Below are 20,063 nucleotides of genomic sequence, written 5' to 3' on the forward strand. Positions count from 1 at the left end.
ACGCCGCCGCCCACGACGACGGCCCGGGCCCGGCCCGTGAAGTGCCCCGCCCGGATGCCGCCGACGACGACCCCGGCCCGGTCCGGGAAGCCCCTCGCCGGGACGCCGACGGCCCCGGCCCGGCTTCCGGCGGACCTCGCCCGGAGGACGAGTCCCGTCGCCCCGACACCGCCCCGCCCGGCCCCGAGGACCGGCCGGGCGCGGGTGCTCGGTCCGCCCCGGCGGCCCCGGCGGCCCCGGCGGGCGCGGGTGTCCCGCCGACCCCGGCCGACCGGCCCGCCCCCGGCGGTGCGGTCGGCCCCGGCGACCGATCCGGCCCGGCCGGTCCGCGGGACGCGTCCGGATCCGTCGACCGGGCCGATCCCCGACGTCCGGCCGGCCCCCGGGACGCGACGGGTCCCGGCGCGCGGTCGGGGCCGGGCGGCGAAGCCGGTTCCGGCGATCGGACCGATCGCCGTCAGGGGGCGGCCGGCCCCCGGGACGCGTCCGGTCCCGGCGGGCAGGCCGGTTCGGCAGGGCGGCCGGATCCGCGGGTTCCGTTCGTGCCCCGGGACGCGTCATGGGGCGGTCGGAGGCCCGGCGTGCCGTCCGGCTCGGGATCCGGCTCTCCGGAAACCCGGGAGCCGGGTGTTCCGGGAGCGGCCGGTCCGCCGGGAGGCCCGCCGCCCAGGGCCGAGGCCGGGGCGGACCCCGGGGCGGACCCCGGGGCGCTGGAAGGGCTGCGGCCCGGGGACCCGTCCGCGATCGCCGGGTATCGGCTGCTCGGCCGGCTCGGCGCGGGCGGCATGGGCGTCGTCTATCTGGGCCGTACGGACTCGGGCGAGCTGGCCGCCGTCAAGGTCACCCTCTCCGACCAGTCGGACGACCCGGACTTCCGGGCCCGCTTCCGGCGCGAGGTCGAGGCCGCCCGCCGGGTCTCCAGCCCCTGGGCCGTGCCGGTCGCGGCGGCCGACCCGGACGCCCCCGAACCATGGCTCGCCACCGCCTTCGTCCCCGGCCCCTCGCTCGCCGAGGCGGTCGCCGCCCACGGCCCGCTGCCCCCGCGCGGCGCGCGGATCCTGGGCGCGGCCGTCGCCCGGGCGCTCGCCGCCGTCCACGCGGCGGGCCTGGTCCACCGGGACGTCAAACCCGGCAATGTGCTGCTCGCGCTGGACGGCCCGCGCCTGATCGACTTCGGCATCGCCCGCCCCGCCGACGGCACCGCGCTCACCGCCGCCGACATGGTCGTCGGCACCCCCGGCTTCCTCGCTCCCGAGCAGGCCGAGGCGCGCGGCTCCGAGATCGGCCCGCCCAGCGACGTCTTCGCGCTGGCCTGTCTGCTGGCGTACGCGGTGACCGGCCGGCTCCCCTTCGGCCGGGGCGCGGTCGACGCGCTGCTCTACCGCACGGTCCACGACGACCCCGATCTCGGCGGAGTCGACGACGGGCTGGCCGAGCTGCTCACCGCCTGTCTGGCCAAGGACCCCGGGCGGCGCCCGACGGCCGCCGAGGTCGCCGAGCGCCTCGCCGAGGACACCCCGCCCGGCGGCACGGCGTGGCTGCCCCCCGAGGTCGTACGGACCATCGCCGAGCGCTCGGCGCGCATGCTGGCCCTGCCCGACATCGAGCCCACCCACGCCGGTGAGCCGGAGCCGGCGCCGAAGCCGGTCGCCCGGCGAAGAGCGCTGCTGGCCGGGGGCGGCACGCTGCTCGCCGCAGGGGCCGGCGCCGCCCTCTGGGCCGTTCTGCGCGACGAGGGGGACGCGTCGGCGGGCGCACCGCCCCGCCGCAAGAAGTGGGCCATCGGCGTGCAGGCCGATCTGAGCGGCCCCCAGAAGGAGCTGGGGATCGAGCAGGAGCGCGGCGCGCGCCTGGCGGTCGAGGCGTTCAACACCCGCCCGGACCGCCCCTTCTCGCTCCATCTGGCGGCGGCGGACGACGCGGGCGACGAGACGAGGGCGCTCGCGGCGGCCCGGCGGCTGGCCGACGACCGGGAGGTCGCCGCCGTCCTCGGATCGACCGGGGACTACACCACCCAGGCGGTGCTGCCGGTCTACGAGGAGGCGGCGCTGCCGCTGATGACGGTCTCCGCCGGGCTCAATCTGCTCACCTCGAAGCCGAGCCGCTCCTTCATGCAGGCCTGCCCGGGCCACCCGGAGACGGCGGCCCAGCTCGCCTATGTCCTCCAGAACTTCTACCGGCAGCTGAAGAGACCGGTCGCCCGCCCCGGAGTGCTCCAGGACCGCACCGACGACCAGTACGCCTGGCAGTACGCGGCGATGATCAACCACATGCTGGGCTCGCGGTACGGCCACCGCACCCACCCCCGGGTGGTGCCCGCCTCGGTCGGCGACTACGCCCGGGTCGTCCGCGAAATGGTCGACGCGGGCATCGACGCCTATGTCCACGCGGGCGGGGCCGGAAGCGCGGCCCAGGCGGCCCGCGCGCTGAGGGCGGCCGGCTTCGACGGGCCGCTGCTCGCCGGACCGCGCGTGCTCGGCCGGGAGTTCCTGGAACTGGCGGGCGACGCGGCCGACGGCTGGGTGGTCGGGGCCCCGGTCGCCGACCCGTCCCGGAAGCCGGCCGCCAAGCCGTTCGCGGCGGCGTACCGGAAGAGGTACGGCCGGGCTCCCGGCCACTACGCGGGGGAGTCGTTCGACGCGATCAGCATGATGATCGGGCAGCTGGTGCGGACGGTGCGCGACGGCGGGACGCCCGGGCGCGGGGCCCTCGCCGACTCCGTCCGCCGGGGGCGCTACAAGGGAATCATGGGGGAGTACCGGTTCAAGCCGGAGCGGGGCCAGCTCGACGGGCTCGGCACCTGTCTGTACGTCGCCGAGGGCGGACGCTTCCGCTATCTCGCCGACGCGCCCGCCGAGGACCCCGGCCGCCTCCGGAAGGCCTGACTGTGCGCCCGACCGCCCCGGGGGCGGGCCCGCGCCCCGGCCGTGAGGCCCGTACCCGCGTCGGAGCGGGCGCCCGCACCGGCCCGGGGCCGTGCCCGCGCGCCCGTACCCGCACCGGCCCGGGGCCGTGCCCGCGCGCGGAGCCGGACCCCCGCACAGGACCGGGTACGCGTCCCGGCGCGGGTGCGGGCACCCGGCTCCGCGCGGTCGAGGTCGCGGTCGGCCGGGCCGGGGGAGGGGACGGCGTATGCGGCCGCTGAAGAAGGGGGACCCGTCGTCGATCGCCGGATACCGGCTGGCGGGCCGGCTCGGGGCGGGCGGCATGGGAGTCGTCTATCTCGCGCGCTCGGCCGGGGGCGCGCTCTGCGCGCTCAAGGTGATCCGGGCGGAGCACGCGGCCGACCCGGGCTTCCGGGCCCGCTTCCGGCGCGAGGCCGAGATCGCCCGGCGGATCACCGGCCCCTGGGTGGTGCGGGTCGTGGACGCGGACCCGGAGGCCCGCGAACCGTGGCTCGCCACCGAGTTCGTCCCCGGCCCCTCCCTCGGGGAGGCCGTCGCGGCCCACGGCCCGCTCCCCGAGCACACCGTCCGCGCCCTCGGCACCCGGCTCGCGGGGACCCTCGCCGGTGCGCACCGCGAGGGTCTGGTCCACCGGGACGTCAAACCCGGCAATGTGCTGCTCGCGCTGGACGGCCCGCGCCTGATCGACTTCGGCATCGCCCGCTCGGCCGGGGCGACCGCGCTCACCGCCACCGACGCCGTGATCGGCTCGCCCGGCTATCTCTCCCCCGAACAGGCCCGCGCCGCCGGAGCCGGAGCCGTCGGCCCGCCCAGCGACGTCTTCTCCCTCGGCTGTGTGCTGGCCTTCGCCGCCACCGGCCGGCGGCCCTTCGGCACGGGGACGGCGGCCGGGATCGTCTTCCGCACCGTCCACGAGGAGCCCGACCTCGACGGCCTCCCGCCCGGGCTGCTGCGGACGGTCCGGTCCGCCCTGGCCAAGGATCCGGCGGACCGGCCCACCGCCGAAGCGCTGGAGGACGCGCTCGGCGCACCCCCGGCCGGCGCGTCCGGGAGCCCCGGCGCCGGCTGGCTTCCGCCGGGACTCCCCGCCCTGATCGCCGAGCGTTCGGCGCGCGTCCTCGATCTGCCGGTGCCCGAGCCCACCGTGGTGGTCGGCCCGGCGGCGGCGCGGGGGAAGACCTCACGGCGGCGGCTGCTCGCCCTGGGCTCGGCCGCCGGAGTGCTCACGGCGGGCGGGGCCGCGGCCTGGCTGGCGCGCCGCTCGCCCGGCGGATCCGGGGCGGACGACCCGGCCCGGGGCCCGCTGCCCCGCCGGGTCATCGGGATCCAGGCCGATCTGAGCGGACCGCGCGGGGCCGACGGCCTCACCCGGGAGCGCGCCGCCCGGCTCGCCGCCGACGCCTTCAACGCGGACCCGGACAGCCCGTTCAGGCTGCGGCTCAAGGTGCTGGACCACCGCGGAGACGCCCGGAGGGCCCGGGAGGCGGCCGCGGCGCTCGCCGCCGACCCGGCCGTTCTCGCGGTGCTCGACCTGACCGCCGCGAAGTTCACCCGGGAGACCCTGCTGCGCCATCTGGAACAGCGGTTCCCGCTGGTGACGGTCTCGGCGGACGTCGCCGGGACCATGGAGCCCGCCGAGCGGCGCGCGTACTTCGAACTGCGCGCCGGGCACAAGCTGCTGCTCGCCTCCCTCACCCGGTACTTCGCCGCCCGGCGGACCCGGCGGGTCGCCGTCGTGGACGACCGGGCCGACCCCGACTTCTCCTGGGACACCGTCATGCTGCTCCGGGAGGCGCCGTCCGGCATCGGCGAGGTCGCCGTCCACCCCCTGCCCGCCGGGAGGGCGGACTTCGGGTCGCTCGCCCGCGCGGCCCTGTCCGGCGGGACCGACGCGGTGATCTACGCGGGGTCCTCGCCGTCCCGGGCGGCGCTGCTCGCCCGCGCCCTCGGCGAGCGGGGCTTCACCGGACCGCGCGGCGCGCTCGACGCCGTACTGGAGCCGGAGTTCCTCACCGGCGCGGGAGGGGCGGCCGAGGGCTGGGTCTTCGGCACCCCGTACATCGATCCGGCGCGGTCGGCGGGGGCCCGCGCCTTTCACTCCGCGTACCGCGAGCGGTGGCCCGCGCCCGGCCCCGGGCGGTACGCGGCGGAGACGTACGACGCGGTGCTCTGGCTCGCCCGGGCGATACGGGAGCTGGGCGCGGACCGGACGGCGCGCGCGGCGCTGCTGGGGCGGCTGCGGGAGACCACGTACGAGGGGGTCGCCAAGACGGTCGCCTTCCGCCCCACCACCGAGCTGCTGGACGAGAGCCAAGGCGGACTCTTCGTGCACCGGATCGAGAACGGCCGGCCGCGGTTCCTGGGCGCGCGCCCGGCGGCCGGGGCGAAGCCCTGACCGGCTGGGACAGAGGCCGGCCCTGACAGCGGCCGGTCGGGACGCCGGACCGGACACCGGTCGGGACGCCGGACCGGACACCGGTCGGGGGACGTCCGGTGCGCCCGGACGTCCCCCGACCCTCTTCCGCGCCCGTCCGTCCCGGAGGGGCGTCCGGCTGTCCGGCTATCCCGCGACGGTCCAGGTGTCGTTGCCCGCGAGGAGCGCGCCGAGGTCGCCCTTGCCCTGCTGGGCGACGGCGGTGTCGAGCTGGTCCGCCATGAGGTCGTCGTACACCGGCCGCCGGACGGAGCGCAGCACACCGATCGGGGTGTGGTGCAGGGTGTCCGTGTCGGCGAGGCGCGAGAGCGCGAAGGCGGTGGTGGGCGACGGGTTGTGCGCGTCGTGGACGAGGATCTGGGACTGGTTCTCCTCGGTGACGGCGACGATGGAGAGGTCTCCCGTCAGGGAGTCGCGGACGACGCCCTTGGAATCGTCGGCCCCGAAGCGGATCGGGCGGCCGTGTTCCAGACGGATGACCGCTTCCAGCGCCTGGTCCCGGTCCTTGAGGACCTCGAACGCGCCGTCGTTGAAGATATTGCAGTTCTGGTAGATCTCGACCAGGGCCGTGCCGGGGTGGTCGGCCGCCTCGCGCAGCACCTGGGTGAGGTGCTTGCGGTCGGAGTCGATGGTGCGGGCGACGAAGGTGGCCTCGGCCCCGATCGCGAGGGACACGGGGTTGAACGGCGCGTCGAGCGAGCCCATCGGGGTCGACTTGGTGATCTTCCCGACCTCGGAGGTGGGGCTGTACTGGCCCTTGGTCAGCCCGTAGATCCGGTTGTTGAACAGCAGGATCTTCAGGTTGACGTTGCGGCGCAGGGCGTGGATCAGGTGATTGCCGCCGATGGAGAGGGCGTCGCCGTCGCCGGTGACGACCCAGACCGACAGATCGCGGCGGGAGGTGGAGAGCCCGGTGGCGATCGCGGGGGCGCGCCCGTGGATCGAGTGCATCCCGTAGGTGTTCATGTAGTACGGGAAGCGGGAGGAGCAGCCGATGCCGGAGACGAAGACGATGTTCTCTTTGGCGAGGCCGAGTTCGGGCATGAAGCCCTGGACGGCGGCGAGGACGGCGTAGTCGCCGCACCCGGGGCACCAGCGGACTTCCTGGTCGGACTTGAAGTCCTTCATGCTCTGGCGGGCTTCGGCCTTGGGGACCAGGGAGAGTGCCTCAGTCATGGATGGCCTCCTTGAGGGCCGTGGCGAGCTGGGCGGCTTTGAAGGGCATGCCGTTGACCTGGGTGTGGCTGCGGGTGTCGGTGAGGTACTTGGCCCGGATGAGGGTGTTGAGCTGGCCGAGGTTCATCTCGGGGATCACCACGCGCCGGTAGTGGGCGAGGATCTCGCCGAGGTTGGCCGGGAAGGGGTTGAGGTGGCGCAGATGCGCCTGGGCGATCGGGACGCCCTCGGCGCGCAGCCGCCGGACGGCGGCCGTGATGGGCCCGTAGGTGGAGCCCCAGCCCAGGACGAGGGTGGCCGCGCCGTCCGGGTCGTCGACGTCGAGGTCGGGGACCCGGATGTTGTCGATCTTCGCCTGGCGGGTGCGGACCATGTGCTCGTGGTTGGCCGGGTCGTACGAGATGTTGCCGGTGCCGTCCTGCTTCTCGATGCCGCCGATGCGGTGTTCGAGGCCGGGGGTGCCGGGCACGGCCCAGGGGCGCGCGAGCGTGTGCGGGTCGCGCTTGTAGGGCCAGAAGACCTCAGTGCCGTCGGCCTCGGTGTGATTGGGGCCGGTGGCGAACTGGACCCGCAGATCGGGCAGGTCGGCGGTCTCGGGGATCCGCCAGGGCTCGGAGCCGTTGGCGAGATAGCCGTCGGAGAGCAGGAAGACCGGGGTGCGGTAGGTCAGCGCGATCCGGGCCGCCTCCAGCGCCGCGTCGAAGCAGTCCCCGGGCGTCATCGGGGCGACGACGGGCACGGGGGCCTCGCCGTTGCGTCCGTACATCGCCTGGAGGAGGTCGGCCTGCTCGGTCTTGGTGGGCAGACCGGTGGACGGGCCGCCGCGCTGGATGTCCACGATCAGCAGCGGCAGTTCCAGGGAGACCGCGAGCCCGATGGCCTCCGACTTGAGGGCCACTCCGGGGCCGGAGGTCGTCGTCACGGCGAGGGAGCCGCCGAACGCGGCTCCGAGGGCCGCGCCGACGCCCGCGATCTCGTCCTCGGCCTGGAAGGTGCGGATGCCGAAGTTCTTGTGCCGCGACAGCTCGTGGAGGATGTCGGAGGCCGGGGTGATGGGGTAGGAGCCCAGGTAGAGCGGCAGATCGGCCTGCCGGCCTGCGGCGATGAGGCCGTAGGACAGCGCCAGGTTGCCGGAGATGTTGCGGTACGAGCCGGTCGGGAAGGCGCTGGTGGCCGGAGCCACCTCGTAGGAGACGGCGAAGTCCTCGGTGGTCTCGCCGAAGTTCCAGCCGGCCCGGAAGGCGGTGATGTTCGCCTCGGCGATGTTCGGCTTCTTCGCGAACTTGGTCCGCAGGAAGGCCTCGGTGCCCTCGGTCGGCCGGTGGTACATCCAGCTCAGCAGACCCAGCGCGAACATGTTCTTGGAGCGTTCGGCCTCCTTGCGGGAGAGTCCGAAGTCCTTGAGCGCCTCGATGGTGAGGGTGGTGAGGGGGACGGGGTGGACGCGGTAGGCGTCCAGCGAGCCGTCCTCCAGCGGCGAGGCGGCGTAGCCGACCTTGGCCATGGCGCGCTTGGCGAACTCGTCGGTGTTGACGATGATCTCGCCGCCGTGCGGGACGTCGGCCAGATTGGCCTTGAGCGCCGCGGGGTTCATCGCGACCAGGACGTCGGGGGCGTCGCCCGGGGTGAGGATGTCGTGGTCGGCGAAGTGGAGCTGGAAGGAGGACACCCCGGGGAGGGTTCCGGCGGGGGCGCGGATCTCGGCGGGGAAGTTCGGCAGGGTGGAGAGATCGTTCCCGAACGAGGCGGTCTCCGAGGTGAACCGGTCACCCGTGAGCTGCATTCCGTCACCCGAGTCGCCCGCGAACCGGATGATCACCCGGTCCAGCCGTCGAACCTCCTTCGACCCCGGATCGCCGTCGATGGCCGGTCCGCGCTGTCCGCCGACGAGTGCCTCGTTCGACTCATCGGCCTCATCGGCGCGCTCGGCTGGGCTGCTGACCTGACTGGTCACTGAACTGAACCTCCCTTGAGGCGGCTGTTCGGGCCGACCGTCCCGCTGTTCGTCCCAGAGCCACCCTACGTGGGTAAGGGTGTCCTACCCTGGGGAGGCCACATGATGGACGTCCCTTTGAGACGCTTGAATGACCCTATTTGTCATAATTTATCCACCCCTGTAAGCCTTCCGGGGTGCGACGCCCCGCTCGTCCTTTGGGTCTAGGACCACGGCCGCGCCCGCGGCGGCTGAGGGAGCGTCAGTCCGTTACGACTTGAGATAGGTGAGCACCGCCAGCACCCTCCGGTGATCCCCGTCACTCGGGGACAGGCCCAGCTTCAGGAAGATGTTGCTGACGTGCTTCTCGACGGCTCCGTCGCTGACCACCAGCTGCCGGGCGACCGCCGAGTTCGTCCGCCCCTCGGCCATCAGACCGAGGACCTCCCGCTCACGCGGAGTGAGATTGGCCAGAACATCCTGTTTACGGCTGCGTCCCAGCAGCTGGGCCACCACCTCCGGGTCCAGGGCGGTGCCGCCCCGGGCCACCCGGACGACGGCGTCGACGAACTCCCGCACCTCCGCCACCCGGTCCTTGAGCAGATACCCGACCCCGCGGCTGCTGCCCGCCAGCAGCTCGGTGGCGTACTGCTCCTCCACGTACTGCGAGAGCACCAGCACCCCGACCCCGGGATGCTCCTTGCGCAGCCGTACGGCGGCCCGTACGCCCTCGTCCGTGTGGGTGGGCGGCATCCTGACGTCGGCGACCACCACGTCCGGCAGCTCCCGCCGGCCGGCCAGCTCGCCGATCGTCCTGATCAGCGCCTCCCCGTCGCCGACCCCGGCCACCACCTCGTGCCCCCGGTCGGTCAGCAGCCGGGTCAGGCCCTCCCGGAGCAGTACCGAATCCTCGGCGATGACCACGCGCACTCTGTCTTCCACGGCGCTGACGCCCCCATGTCGTTCCCAGTCCCGCCCTTGTCCCCACCAGCATCCCAGCATCGGGACCGGACTGTGGGGGCCGAAGGGCGGAGGATCGGGTTCCGGGGGTGCGAGGGGGCGTTTCACGGCGGTACGCGAGGTTCGTGCCCGCCCGGGGACGCCCGCCGCCGGTCGTGGCGGGCGGGTTCACCACGTGATGACCCGGTGTCGGGCGCCCGGTGCCCGGCGCTTGTGACGCCGGACGCCGGACGCCGGACGCCGGGCGCTCGCCGAGCCGAGCCGCGCCGAGCCGAGCGGCGCCGAGCCGCGCCCGGCCGGTGCGCCGGGCCCGGGTCGTGCCGTTCAGCCGCGCCAGGGCAGCTCGGCGGTGACCGTGGTCGGGCCGCCGACGGGCGAGTCGACGGCGAGGACCCCGTCGACCGCGCCCAGCCGCTCCGCGAGACCGCCCAGCCCGGTGCCCGAGGTGAGATCCGCGCCGCCCTGGCCGTCATCGGTCACCTGGAGCATCAGCCGGCCCTGCGAGTGCCACACGTCCACCGACGCCCGCCGGGCCCGGGCGTGCTTGCTGATGTTCTGGAGCAGTTCGGAGACGGTGAAGTAGGCGATGCCCTCGATGGCCGGGGCCGGGCGCGCGGGCAGGTCCACCTCCACCGTCACCGGGACCGCGCACCGGGCGGCGATGGAGGAGAGCGCGGCGTTCAGCCCTCGGTCGGTGAGGACGGCGGGGTGGATGCCGCGGGCGAGGTCGCGGAGTTCCTGGAGGGCGAGTTTGACCTCTCCGTGGGCCTCGTCGACCATGGCGGCGGCCGCGTCCGGGTCCTCCAGGAGCTTCTCCTTCGCCAGCCCGAGGCCCATCGCGAGGGCGACGAGGCGGGCCTGTGCTCCGTCGTGGAGGTCGCGTTCGATACGGCGGAGATCGGCGGCGGCGGTGTCGACCACCACCCCCCGGTCCGACTCCAGCTCCACCACCCGGGTGGCGAGCCGCGACGGCCCCAGCAGCCCGCTCACCATCAACCGGTCCACCTGCGCGAAGCCCCGGATCAGCCAGGCGCTCACCAGCACCGTCGCCAGACCCGCCGCCGACGCCCCCGCGATCTCGAAGGGCGTGTCCAGATAGAAGGCCTCGCCCCGCGAGTCGCCGTAGACCTGGATGCCCGGATTGCTGCCGTACGTGGGGAAGACCCACTGCCACAGCGGATACGTCAGCAGGGACCAGCCCGTGACCCAGAAGGTGAGGGAGACCGCGAACGCGGTCACCGCCCACGGCAGGTGGAGCAGCGCGTACAGCAGATTCCGCCAGGACGTGCCGCTCTTGAGGACCGCGCCGACCCACGCCATCATCCCCTTCCCCTGCGGCCTGACCGGCTCGGGACTGCCCACGTCCAGACCGAGCAGCGCCCGGGCCCGGGCGCGCTCCAGCGCCCCGAACCCCCGGCAGGCCGCGAGCCCGGCGGCCAGCACCGGAATCCCCAGGAAGGTGACGAGCAGGCCCGCGCTGAGCGAGACGGTGACCATGGCGAATACGAAGAGGGCGATGCTGATCGGCAGGCTCAGCATCAGATGGCCGAACTCCCGCCAGGTGCGCCCCTCGAAGGGCGCGCGCAGCACCGGGGGAACGAGATGGGGCCGGCTCTCGCGCCGGTCCCGCCAGTCAGCCGTGTGGTGGTCCGTGGCCATCGGTTCCGTCCGTTCTGCGAAGCGGGCTGTCATGACTTCCAGGGTGCGCCCGTCGGCGGGGGCCGCACCATGAGGGCGGTCGCCCTTTCCGACCGGGGGTTTTCCCCACCATGGGGGGCGCGGGCCGGGGGATTCCGGCCCCGGCGGGGCGGTCGGGGCCCGGCGGCCCTCGCCGCGGCGGGGCGGTCGGCCCCGGCTCGTGGCTCGGCGCATGGGGAGACGGCGACCGTGCCCCGGCGCGGCTCAGTGCCGGCGGCGGCCGTGCCCCGGCGGGGGGCTCGGCCCGGGGCTCGGTCCGGGCGGCGGTCGTTCCGGCGCGGGGCTCAGCCCGCCGTGCGCTCCCGCCACGGCACCTCGACGGTGACCCGGGTCGGACCGCCCTCCGGCGAGTCCAGGACGAACAGCCCGTCGACCGCGCCCAGCCGCTCCGCGAGCCCCGCCATCCCCGTACCGCCGTCCAGCCGGGCCCCGCCCCTGCCGTCGTCGCCGACCTGGATCAGCAAGCGGTCGGCCGAGCGCCAGACCTCCACGGACGCGCTCGTCGCCCGGGCGTGCTTGCTGATGTTCTGGAGCAGTTCGGAGACGGTGAAGTAGGCGATGCCCTCGATCGCCGGGGCCGGGCGCTCGGAGAGATCCACCGAGACCCGCACCGGAGCCGTGCACCGGGCGGCGATGGAGGAGAGGGCCGCGTCGAGCCCTCGGTCGGTGAGGACGGCGGGGTGGATGCCGCGGGCGAGGTCGCGGAGTTCCTGGAGGGCGAGTTTGACCTCTCCGTGGGCCTCGTCGACCATGGCGGCGGCCGCGTCCGGGTCCTCCAGGAGCTTCTCCTTCGCCAGCCCGAGGCCCATCGCGAGGGCGACGAGGCGGGCCTGTGCTCCGTCGTGGAGGTCGCGTTCGATACGGCGGAGATCGGCGGCGGCGGTGTCGACCACCACCCCCCGGTCCGACTCCAGCTCGGCCACCCGCCGCTCCAGCTCGTCCGACGGCGACAGCAGCCCGCGCACCATCGCCCGGTCCGCGTTGGTCAGCCCGCGCGCGATGAACGGCAGCACCGGCCACAGCACGAACAGGCTCACCATCACCACGCCGAAGGTCAGCACCCCCCACGGCAGCCGGATGAAGCAGTACAGCACCGTCCGCCACGCCACCGGGTCCTTCAGACCCCACACCACCCGGCGGACGAGCCCGCTCGGCCGCCCCGTCCCGCGCAGCGGACTCGGCTCGTCCACCCGCACCCCCAGCAGCGCCCGGGCGCGGCCCCGCTCGAGGCGGCCGATCAGCCGCGCCCCCGCCAGTCCGAGCGCGAGCGTCGGCAGCCCGATCACCGTCACCGACAGCCCCGCGCCCACGCTGATTGTGAACGCCACGTAAATAAAACCGATCAACGCCGCCGGCAGATTGGCGAGGAGATGGGCGATCTCCTTCCAGGTGTGGCCGGGGAGGGCGAATCCGACGGGCGGCGGCCGGTCGCTGTCGGCCGCTCTGCGGGCGGTGCCGGAAGTGGTGTCGCTGACGCTCATGGGGGCCAGCCTGCCCGGCCGCCCCGCCCGCGCGCCATGGGGGAGGTGGCCGGGTCCCGGTAGGGACAACCCCACCTGATGTGGGACGCGACTGCGGAGGGTCCCCTTAGCAGGGCCTAGACTCCCGTGCGTACAGAACAAGGATCACCGACACGGATCACCGGGCGGACGCCGGCGGCGGCCGCCGGGATCCGCGAGGACGAGGTCAGGGAGCGAGGGGCGGACGTGCCGGAACCCACCGGAGCCGTGCTCGCGGCAGACTATTTCGCCACGTACTCGGTCGTGGGGCTGCTCGCCCTGATCGGCGTGCTGTTCGTGGCGGTGGCCTTCGGGGCCGGACGGCTGCTGCGACCCGTGGTGCCGACGCCGGAGAAGCTGCTCACCTACGAATGCGGAGTGGACCCGGTCGGCGAGGGCTGGGCGCACACCCAGGTCCGCTACTACGTCTACGCCTTCCTGTACGTGATCTTCGCCGTCGACTCGATCTTCCTCTTCCCGTGGGCGACGGTCTTCGCCGCCCCCGGATACGGCGGGACGACGCTGGTGGAGATGTTCATCTTCCTCGGCTTCCTGGCCGTGGGACTGCTCTACGCATGGAAGAAGGGCGTCCTCGCATGGACGTGACCCCGACCCCGCCCCTGACGCCGGGCCCCGCGCCCGAGCAGGAGCGGGCCGCCTCGGCGGCCCCGGGCCCGGTGCCGCTGCCGGAGCCCAAGCGGCTGGGCATCCTCTCCCGGCTGGCCCCCGAGCCCATGAAGGTGGTCCTCAACTGGGGACGCCGCTACAGCCTCTGGGTCTTCAACTTCGGGCTGGCCTGCTGCGCCATCGAGTTCATCGCCGCCTCCATGGCGCGCCACGACTTCATCCGGCTCGGGGTGATCCCTTTCGCCCCCGGCCCCCGCCAGGCGGATCTGATGATCGTCTCGGGCACGGTCACCGACAAGATGGCCCCGGCCGTCAAGCGGCTCTACGAGCAGATGCCCGAGCCGAAGTACGTCATCTCCTTCGGTGCCTGCTCCAACTGCGGCGGCCCGTACTGGGACTCCTACTCGGTGACCAAGGGCGTCGACCAGATCATCCCCGTCGACGTCTACGTCCCCGGCTGCCCGCCGCGGCCCGAGGCGCTGCTCCAGGGAATCCTCAAGCTCCAGGAGAAGATCGCCCGTGAGTCGCTCAGCGAGCGGTACGGGACGAGCCGCGCGTCCGTCTCCGAACTGCGCAGCGGCCTGGTGACACCGCCCCCGGCCCCGGCCGCCTCTGCCCCGGAGGGCGGGAAGTGACCGGGTACGACAGCCTCCCCGGCGCCGCCGCCGAGATCTTCGGCCCGGACGCCACCGCCGAGCTGGCCTACGACCTCCTCACGGTCGATGTGCCCGCGGACTCCTGGATCACCGCCCTGGAGACCGCCCGCACCACCCTGGGCTGCACCTACTTCGACTGGCTGAGCGCGGTGGACGAGCCGGGCACCGGCTTCCGGGTCTGCGCGCACGTCGTCTCGCTGGAGGGCGGCCGGGTCCGCCGGCTGCTGGTGCGGACGACGGTCCCGCACGAGGCTCCCGTACTGCCCACCGCCGTGGCGGTCTACGCGGGCGCGGACTGGCACGAGCGGGAGACGCACGAGATGTTCGGCGTCTCCTTCACCGGCCATCCGCACCTGGTGCCGCTGCTCCTCCCCGAGACCTTCGAGGGCCATCCGCTGCGCAAGGACTTCGTCCTGGCCGCGCGGGTCGCCAAGGCGTGGCCCGGGGCGAAGGAGCCGGGGGAGTCCGAGCACGGCGGTCCCAAGCGCCGGCAGATGCTGCCGCCCGGCGTCCCCGACCCCAACGAATGGGGCCCCCTCAAGGGCCAGCTCCCGCCCGCCCCGGCCCGCCCGGCCCGCGCCGCACGCACCCCGCGAGCGGGTGCGGGTGCCGGTGCGGGTGCCGGTGCGGCGGGTGCGGGTGCCGCGCGAGGCGCCGCGGGAGCCGGAGCGCCCGAGCGCCCGGTCCGTCGCGCCCGTACGGCGGGCGAGGGCTCCGCGAGCCAGGCCGCTCCGGCGGCCGGGTCGCCGGACGCTCCGGCTCCGGTCCGTCGCGCCCGTACGGCGAGTGAGGGTTCGGCGAGCCAGACGGCCGAGGCCGCTCCGGCCGCCGGAGCACCCGAGCGCCCGGTCCGTCGCGCCCGCAGCGCGAGCGACGGCTCCGCGAGCCAGACCGCCGAGGCCCAGGCCGCCGCCACCCCGGCGGAGCCGACTTCGGCCCCGGCCCCTGCCGCCGAACCGGCTCCGGAGCCGGCCCCGGCCCCCGCGTCCGAACCGGCCGCCGCCGTGCCGGACCGGCCCACCACTCCGGCTTCGGAGCCCGCCGGTCCCGACGCCCCCGCGACCACCCGCGCCCACGACGCGGACGCGCCCTGGCACCAGCCGCGCCCGGCGTTCGGCGACACCGAGCCCGCACCGGACCGGCCCGTACCCGCCGGGGAACAGGCCCCCGAGCCCGCCGCGCCGGAGGCCGAGCAGGCTTCCGCTCCCGCGCCGGACAAGGCCCCCGAGCCTGAGCCCGCCGCGCCCGAGAAGGCCCCCGAGCCCGAGCCCGAGGCGGCTACCGGCCCCGCGCCCGCGCAGGCTCCCGCGCCCGCGCAGGCTCCCGCGCCCGCGCAGGCTCCCGCGCCCGCGCAGGCTCCCGCGCCGGAGAAGGCTCCTGGGCCTGACGCGGCCCCCGAGCCCGAGCCCGAGCCCGAGCCCGAGCCCGAGCAGGCCCCCGCATCCGAAACCGCCCCCGCCCCCGCCCCCGGGCCGAGTGATCGGCCCGAGGACGGCGAGCGCACCGACCGCACCGGAGGCGACCCCGCGTGAACGACGCCCTCGACGTCGCCTTCCGGCTGCTCGTCGTCTTCGCCGTCTTCCTTGTCCTCCCGCTCGTCGTCGGGCAGGCGGAGCACAAGGTGATGGCCCATATGCAGGGACGCCTCGGCCCCATGTACGCGGGCGGCTTCCACGGCTGGGCCCAGCTGGTCGCGGACGGGGTCAAGTTCGCGCAGAAGGAGGACGTGGTCCCGGCCAACGCCGACCGCCGCGTCTTCCAGCTCGCCCCCGCCGTGGCCCTGCTCCCCTATCTCCTCGTTCTGGTCGCCATCCCGATCGGCCCCAGTGAGGGCGCGGTCGGCCAGGTCGTCGACGCCGGCATCTTCTTCGTGATGGCCGTGATGGGCGTCGGCGTGCTCGGCTCGCTCATGGCGGGCTGGGCCTCGGCCAACAAGTTCTCCCTCCTCGGCGGGCTGCGGACCGCCGCCCAGCTGCTGGCGTACGAACTGCCGATGCTGCTCGCCGCCGCCTCCGTCGCCATGGCGGCCGGCACGGTCTCGCTGCCCGGCATCCTGAACGCCTGGGAGTGGTGGTGGCTGCCCTGGCAGATCGTGGGCGCCGTCGTCTTCTTCGTCGCCGGCCTCGCCGAACTCCAGCGTCCCCCCTTCGACATGCCGGTCGCCGACTCCGAGATCATCTTCGGCGCGTACACCGAGTACACCGGTCTGCGTTTCGCGCTCTTCCTGCTCGCCGAGTACGCGGGCATCGTGGTGCTCTGCGGTCTGACCACCGTGCTCTTCCTCGGCGGCTGGCACGGACCGATGGGCGACGACGGCCTCGGCTGGGTCTGGACCCTTCTCAAGACGGCCGTCCTCGCCTTCGTCATCATCTGGCTGCGCGTGAGCTACCCCCGGATGCGCGAGGACCAGCTGCAGAAGCTCGCCTGGACCGCCCTCGTCCCGCTCGCTCTCGCCCAGATCGCCCTCACCGGCGTCGTGAAGGTGGTGATTCAGTAACCATGCCTCCCATTCCCGGCTCCGGCCTGGCCAAGGGCCTGGCCGTCACCCTCCGCACGATGACGAAGAAGACCGTCACCGCGCAGTACCCGGACGTCCAGCCCGAGCTTCCGCCCCGCACCCGCGGGGTGATCGGACTGTTCGAGGAGAACTGCACGGTCTGCATGCTCTGCGCCCGTGAGTGCCCCGACTGGTGCATCTACATCGACTCCCACAAGGAGACGGTCCCGGCCGCGGTCCCCGGCGGCCGCGAGCGCAGCCGCAATGTCCTCGACCGGTTCGCCATCGACTTCTCGCTCTGCATGTACTGCGGTATCTGCATCGAGGTCTGCCCCTTCGACGCGCTCTTCTGGTCCCCGGAGTTCGAGTACGCGGAGACGGACATCCGCGAACTCACCCATGAGCGGGACAAACTCCGCGAATGGATGTGGACGGTGCCCGCGCCGCCCGCACTCGACCCGGGCGCCGAGGAGCCGAAGGAGATCGCGGCCGCCCGCAAGGCCGCCGAGAAGCTCGCCGCCGCCCAGGCCGCGCCCGCCGCCCCCGCCGAGGACGACGGAGGCACGGAATGAACCTCGCCGCCGCGACCCAGGGCTTTCTCTCACCGACCGGCGTCGAGATCGCCTTCCTCCTGGTCGGACTCGTCACCCTCGGCGCAGCCGTCATGACCGTCACCACCCGGCAGCTGGTGCACGCCGCGCTCTGGCTGGTGGTCGCGCTCGGCGGTCTCGCCGTCGAGTATCTGCTGCTCACGGCGGAGTTCATCGCCTGGGTGCAGGTCCTGATCTATCTCGGATCCGTGGTCGTCCTCCTGCTCTTCGGGCTGATGCTCACCAAGGCCCCCATCGGCCGCTCCCCGGACGCGGACTCCGGCAACCGCCCGGTCGCCCTCGCGGTGGCCGGCAGCGCGGCGGCCGCCCTGGTCTGGGTGGTCGTGGACGCCTTCCGCACCAGCTGGATCGATCTCGAAGGACCCGCCCAGGGCTCCACCGAGGTCACCGGCGCGATCCTCTTCCGGCACTGGGTGCTCCCCTTCGAGGCCCTCTCCGTACTCCTCCTCGCCGCCCTCGTCGGCGCGATCGTCCTCTCCCGCAAGCACGGGGAGCGGACCGAGCCCAAGGGCCCCACCAGCCCCAAGGGCTCCACCGGCTCAAAGGGCCCCACCGGCTCCAAGAGCCCCACGGGAGCCAAGGGCTCCACGGACTCCGCAGGCCCCAAGGGCCCCAAGGGCTCCACCGGCTCCGCGGCGCCCGCCGGGAACCACCCCGAGGACCCCGAGGGGGAGAGCTGATGCACCTCGCCTATCCCGCCGTGCTCAGCGTCCTCCTCTTCTGCACCGGCCTCTACGGCGTCCTCGCCCGGCGCAACGCGATCCTGGTCCTGATGTCCGTCGAGCTGATGCTCAACGCCGTCAACCTCAACCTCGTCGCCTTCGACGTCTGGCTGCGCGACGCCCTCCACTCCGGCCAGGCGCTCACCCTCTTCACCATCGCCATCGCCGCCGCCGAGATCGGCATCGGCCTGTCGATCGTCCTGATGGTCTACCGCAACCGCGGCAGCTCGGACGTCGACCGGCTCCGGGACACCGCCGAGGGCCCCGACGACAGCTCCGACGACCCTGACGCGGCCGCGCCGGAACAGCGCACGCAGAAGGCTGAGGCCACCGCGTGACCACCACCACCCTCGCCGTCCTCGTACCCCTCCTTCCGTTCCTGGGCGCGGCGGCCGGACTGCTCCTCGGCCGGACCGCCCCCGGATTCGTCCGGCCGCTGGCGATCCTGCCGACCCTCGCCGCCGCCGGCCTCGCGATCGCCGTCGCCGCCCGCCAGGGCGGCGGAGCGACGATCGACGCCGCCACCCTCTTCACCCCGACCGGCTCGGTCCCCATCGAACTCGCTCTGCACCTCGACGGCTTCGCGGTCCTCGTCGCCGTACTGGTCGGCGTCGTCGCCTCCTGTGTGCAGATCTACTCCACGGCCTACCTCCGCGACGACCCGCGCTACCCCTCCTACGCCGCCCTCGTCTCCCTCTTCACCGCCGCGATGCTCCTCGTCGTCTACTCCGGCGATCTGATGGTGCTCCTGGTCGGCTGGGAGATCATGGGCATCTGCTCCTACTTCCTCGTGGGCCACTACTGGGAGACGCCCGAGGCGCGCGCCGCCTCCCTGAAGGCGTTCCTCGTCACCAAGCTCGGCGACGTCCCCTTCCTGATCGGTCTCTTCGCGCTCGCCACCGACGCCGGGACCTTCCGGATCACCGGAATCCTCGACGCGGTCGAGACCGGGGCCATCGACCACCCCACACTGATCGCCCTGCTGCTCCTCGCCGGGGTGGCGGGCAAGTCGGCGCAGTTCCCGCTCCACACCTGGCTGCCCGACGCGATGGCCGGCCCCACCCCCGTCTCCGCGCTGATCCACGCCGCGACGATGGTCGCGGCCGGCATCTACTTCGTCGCCCGGCTCCTCCCGCTCTTCGCCTCCTCCGCGGCGGCGCTGATCGTCCTCGCCGTCATGGCGGCGGTCACCATGGTCGGCTCCGGGCTCGCCGCCCTCGCCCAGGACGACATCAAACGCGTCCTCGCCTACTCGACCATCGGCCAGCTCGGCTACATGGCGGGCGCCCTCGCCGTCGCCGACCGCGGCGCCGCCGTCTTCCACCTCATCTCGCACGGCGCCTTCAAGGCCCTCCTCTTCCTCGCCGCGGGCGTGGTCATCCACGCCGCGGGCACCAACTCACTCGCCGCCATGTCCCGCATGGGCGGACTGCCCCGGCGCATCCCCGACGCGTACTGGACGATGACCGTCGCCCTCCTCGCGCTCGTCGCCATCCCTCCCTTCGCCGGCTTCTTCTCCAAGGAAGCCGTCCTCGTCGCCGCGGAACGCAGCGCGCTCGGCGGCCTGACCGCCCCCGCCGCGGCGGGCTGGACGGTCCTCGTCGCCGGACTGCTGGCCGCCCTGCTCACCGCCGCCTACGCGACCCGGCTGTGGCTGCTCGCCTTCCGCGGCCGCGGGGCCGACGCCCCCGACCACGGCCGCGAGCCCCGCGCCATGACCTCCGTGCTCTGGCTGCTCGCCGTGCCCTCCCTCGGCCTCGGGGCGACCTTCGCCCACGCCGACAGCTGGTTCGACGGCAACGGCCTCGCACCCACCCTCGTCACCGCCGTCCTCGGCACCGGCGTCGCCCTGATCGGGGCGCTGCTCACCTACGGCGCCTGGCGCACCCTGCGCCACCGCGACAGCCTGGCCGCCGCCCCGATGCCCGCCCGGGCCGTCGTCGCCCACCCCGACGCCGCGCCCTCCGCCGTCGAGGCCGAGGCCGTCGCCGCGCACGCCCCCGCCTACGGATCGGTGGCCGCCGCCCCCGACCCCGCCGACCCCGGACGGCTGCTGCTGGGCCCCCTGCACCGCCACGCCGTGACCGGCTTCCACCTCGACGCCGTCTACCACGTGCTCTTCGTCCGCCCCGTCCAGGCAGCCGCCGAACTCGTCCGCTTCCTCGACCGCGCGGTCGTCGACACCTATGTCCGCGGCGCGGGCACCGGCGCGAACTGGCTCGGCATCCTCGTACGACGGGCCCAGACCGGCAATGTGCAGACCTATCTGAGCGTGCTCCTCGCGGGCACCGTGGTCCTGGCGATCGCCGCCGTGGTCCTCTCCAACGTCAACGCGGGATCGTGA

15 protein-coding genes are annotated in these 20,063 nt (G+C 74.3%); 10 read left to right on the forward strand and 5 right to left on the reverse strand.

The window, feature by feature from the left end; translation table 11 throughout:
- Positions 1-710 precede the first annotated feature (710 nt).
- Entirely contained in the window at positions 711-2,885 is a 2,175-nt protein-coding gene (locus ACF089_RS33055; protein WP_392034978.1) for a bifunctional serine/threonine-protein kinase/ABC transporter substrate-binding protein, read from the forward strand.
- 247 nt (positions 2,886-3,132) lie between these two features.
- On the forward strand, positions 3,133-5,301 hold the full coding sequence (locus ACF089_RS33060; protein ID WP_392034909.1) for a bifunctional serine/threonine-protein kinase/ABC transporter substrate-binding protein: 2,169 nt from the start codon (positions 3,133-3,135) through the stop codon (positions 5,299-5,301).
- A gap of 165 nt (positions 5,302-5,466) precedes the next feature.
- Here the strand turns inward: ACF089_RS33060 and ACF089_RS33065 are convergent, their stop codons facing one another.
- The 5 genes from ACF089_RS33065 to ACF089_RS33085 all read right to left on the reverse strand — a co-directional run bounded on the left by ACF089_RS33065 (position 5,467) and on the right by ACF089_RS33085 (position 12,588).
- Complete coding sequence (locus ACF089_RS33065; protein ID WP_392034912.1) at positions 5,467-6,516, reverse strand: 2-oxoacid:ferredoxin oxidoreductase subunit beta; 1,050 nt, start codon at positions 6,514-6,516, stop codon at positions 5,467-5,469.
- Positions 6,509-8,470: a 2-oxoacid:acceptor oxidoreductase subunit alpha gene (locus tag ACF089_RS33070; RefSeq protein ID WP_392034913.1), complete on the reverse strand. Its 1,962-nt coding sequence runs from the start codon at positions 8,468-8,470 to the stop codon at positions 6,509-6,511. Before ACF089_RS33070 ends, ACF089_RS33065 begins: the two co-directional genes overlap by 8 nt.
- A gap of 249 nt (positions 8,471-8,719) precedes the next feature.
- Positions 8,720-9,379, reverse strand: a complete 660-nt coding sequence (locus tag ACF089_RS33075) for a response regulator (protein WP_392034981.1) — start codon at positions 9,377-9,379, stop codon at positions 8,720-8,722.
- A 354-nt stretch (positions 9,380-9,733) separates the two neighbouring features.
- Positions 9,734-11,068 carry a sensor histidine kinase gene (locus ACF089_RS33080; RefSeq protein WP_392034984.1) on the reverse strand — a complete coding sequence of 445 codons (1,335 nt, stop codon included), beginning with the start codon at positions 11,066-11,068 and terminating at the stop codon, positions 9,734-9,736.
- Positions 11,069-11,391: 323 nt separating this feature from the next.
- Positions 11,392-12,588, reverse strand: coding sequence for a sensor histidine kinase (locus ACF089_RS33085; RefSeq protein WP_392034915.1), 1,197 nt, complete (start codon positions 12,586-12,588; stop codon positions 11,392-11,394).
- A 225-nt stretch (positions 12,589-12,813) separates the two neighbouring features.
- On the opposite strand from ACF089_RS33085, the gene ACF089_RS33090 reads away from it, so the two are divergent.
- Genes ACF089_RS33090 through ACF089_RS33125 form a run of 8 tightly spaced genes read left to right on the forward strand, consistent with a single transcriptional unit; the run spans position 12,814 to position 20,063 of the window.
- The gene (locus ACF089_RS33090) at positions 12,814-13,212 is read left to right on the forward strand and encodes an NADH-quinone oxidoreductase subunit A (RefSeq protein ID WP_392034918.1); all 399 of its coding nucleotides are present in this window, start codon (positions 12,814-12,816) and stop codon (positions 13,210-13,212) included.
- A complete protein-coding gene (locus tag ACF089_RS33095; protein ID WP_392034920.1) occupies positions 13,203-13,868 on the forward strand; it encodes an NADH-quinone oxidoreductase subunit B in 666 nt (221 codons plus the stop codon). Before ACF089_RS33090 ends, ACF089_RS33095 begins: the two co-directional genes overlap by 10 nt.
- Positions 13,865-15,421, forward strand: a complete 1,557-nt coding sequence (locus ACF089_RS33100) for an NADH-quinone oxidoreductase subunit C (protein ID WP_392034922.1) — start codon at positions 13,865-13,867, stop codon at positions 15,419-15,421. The genes ACF089_RS33095 and ACF089_RS33100 overlap by 4 nt, the downstream gene beginning before the upstream one ends.
- Positions 15,418-16,386, forward strand: coding sequence for an NADH-quinone oxidoreductase subunit H (locus ACF089_RS33105; protein ID WP_392034925.1), 969 nt, complete (start codon positions 15,418-15,420; stop codon positions 16,384-16,386). The genes ACF089_RS33100 and ACF089_RS33105 overlap by 4 nt, the downstream gene beginning before the upstream one ends.
- A 2-nt stretch (positions 16,387-16,388) precedes the next feature.
- Positions 16,389-16,958, forward strand: a complete 570-nt coding sequence (locus ACF089_RS33110) for a NuoI/complex I 23 kDa subunit family protein (RefSeq protein ID WP_392034928.1) — start codon at positions 16,389-16,391, stop codon at positions 16,956-16,958.
- A complete protein-coding gene (locus ACF089_RS33115) occupies positions 16,955-17,677 on the forward strand; it encodes an NADH-quinone oxidoreductase subunit J (RefSeq protein WP_392034931.1) in 723 nt (240 codons plus the stop codon). The genes ACF089_RS33110 and ACF089_RS33115 overlap by 4 nt, the downstream gene beginning before the upstream one ends.
- Positions 17,677-18,057: an NADH-quinone oxidoreductase subunit NuoK gene (nuoK, locus tag ACF089_RS33120; protein ID WP_392034934.1), complete on the forward strand. Its 381-nt coding sequence runs from the start codon at positions 17,677-17,679 to the stop codon at positions 18,055-18,057. Before ACF089_RS33115 ends, nuoK begins: the two co-directional genes overlap by 1 nt.
- Positions 18,054-20,063, forward strand: a complete 2,010-nt coding sequence (locus ACF089_RS33125) for an NADH-quinone oxidoreductase subunit L (RefSeq protein ID WP_392034937.1) — start codon at positions 18,054-18,056, stop codon at positions 20,061-20,063. The genes nuoK and ACF089_RS33125 overlap by 4 nt, the downstream gene beginning before the upstream one ends.

The organism is Streptomyces sp. NPDC014894 (assembly GCF_043080985.1).
Taxonomy (GTDB): domain Bacteria; phylum Actinomycetota; class Actinomycetes; order Streptomycetales; family Streptomycetaceae; genus Streptomyces.

Coding starts and splice junctions, on each gene's coding strand:
- ACF089_RS33085 (WP_392034915.1), bottom strand. CDS start 12,588: ATGAGCGTCAGCGACACCACTTCCGGCACCGCCCGCAGAGCGGCCGAC.
- ACF089_RS33065 (WP_392034912.1), bottom strand. CDS start 6,516: ATGACTGAGGCACTCTCCCTGGTCCCCAAGGCCGAAGCCCGCCAGAGC.
- nuoK (WP_392034934.1), top strand. CDS start 17,677: ATGCACCTCGCCTATCCCGCCGTGCTCAGCGTCCTCCTCTTCTGCACC.
- ACF089_RS33115 (WP_392034931.1), top strand. CDS start 16,955: ATGAACCTCGCCGCCGCGACCCAGGGCTTTCTCTCACCGACCGGCGTC.
- ACF089_RS33060 (WP_392034909.1), top strand. CDS start 3,133: ATGCGGCCGCTGAAGAAGGGGGACCCGTCGTCGATCGCCGGATACCGG.
- ACF089_RS33080 (WP_392034984.1), bottom strand. CDS start 11,068: ATGGCCACGGACCACCACACGGCTGACTGGCGGGACCGGCGCGAGAGC.
- ACF089_RS33095 (WP_392034920.1), top strand. CDS start 13,203: ATGGACGTGACCCCGACCCCGCCCCTGACGCCGGGCCCCGCGCCCGAG.
- ACF089_RS33110 (WP_392034928.1), top strand. CDS start 16,389: ATGCCTCCCATTCCCGGCTCCGGCCTGGCCAAGGGCCTGGCCGTCACC.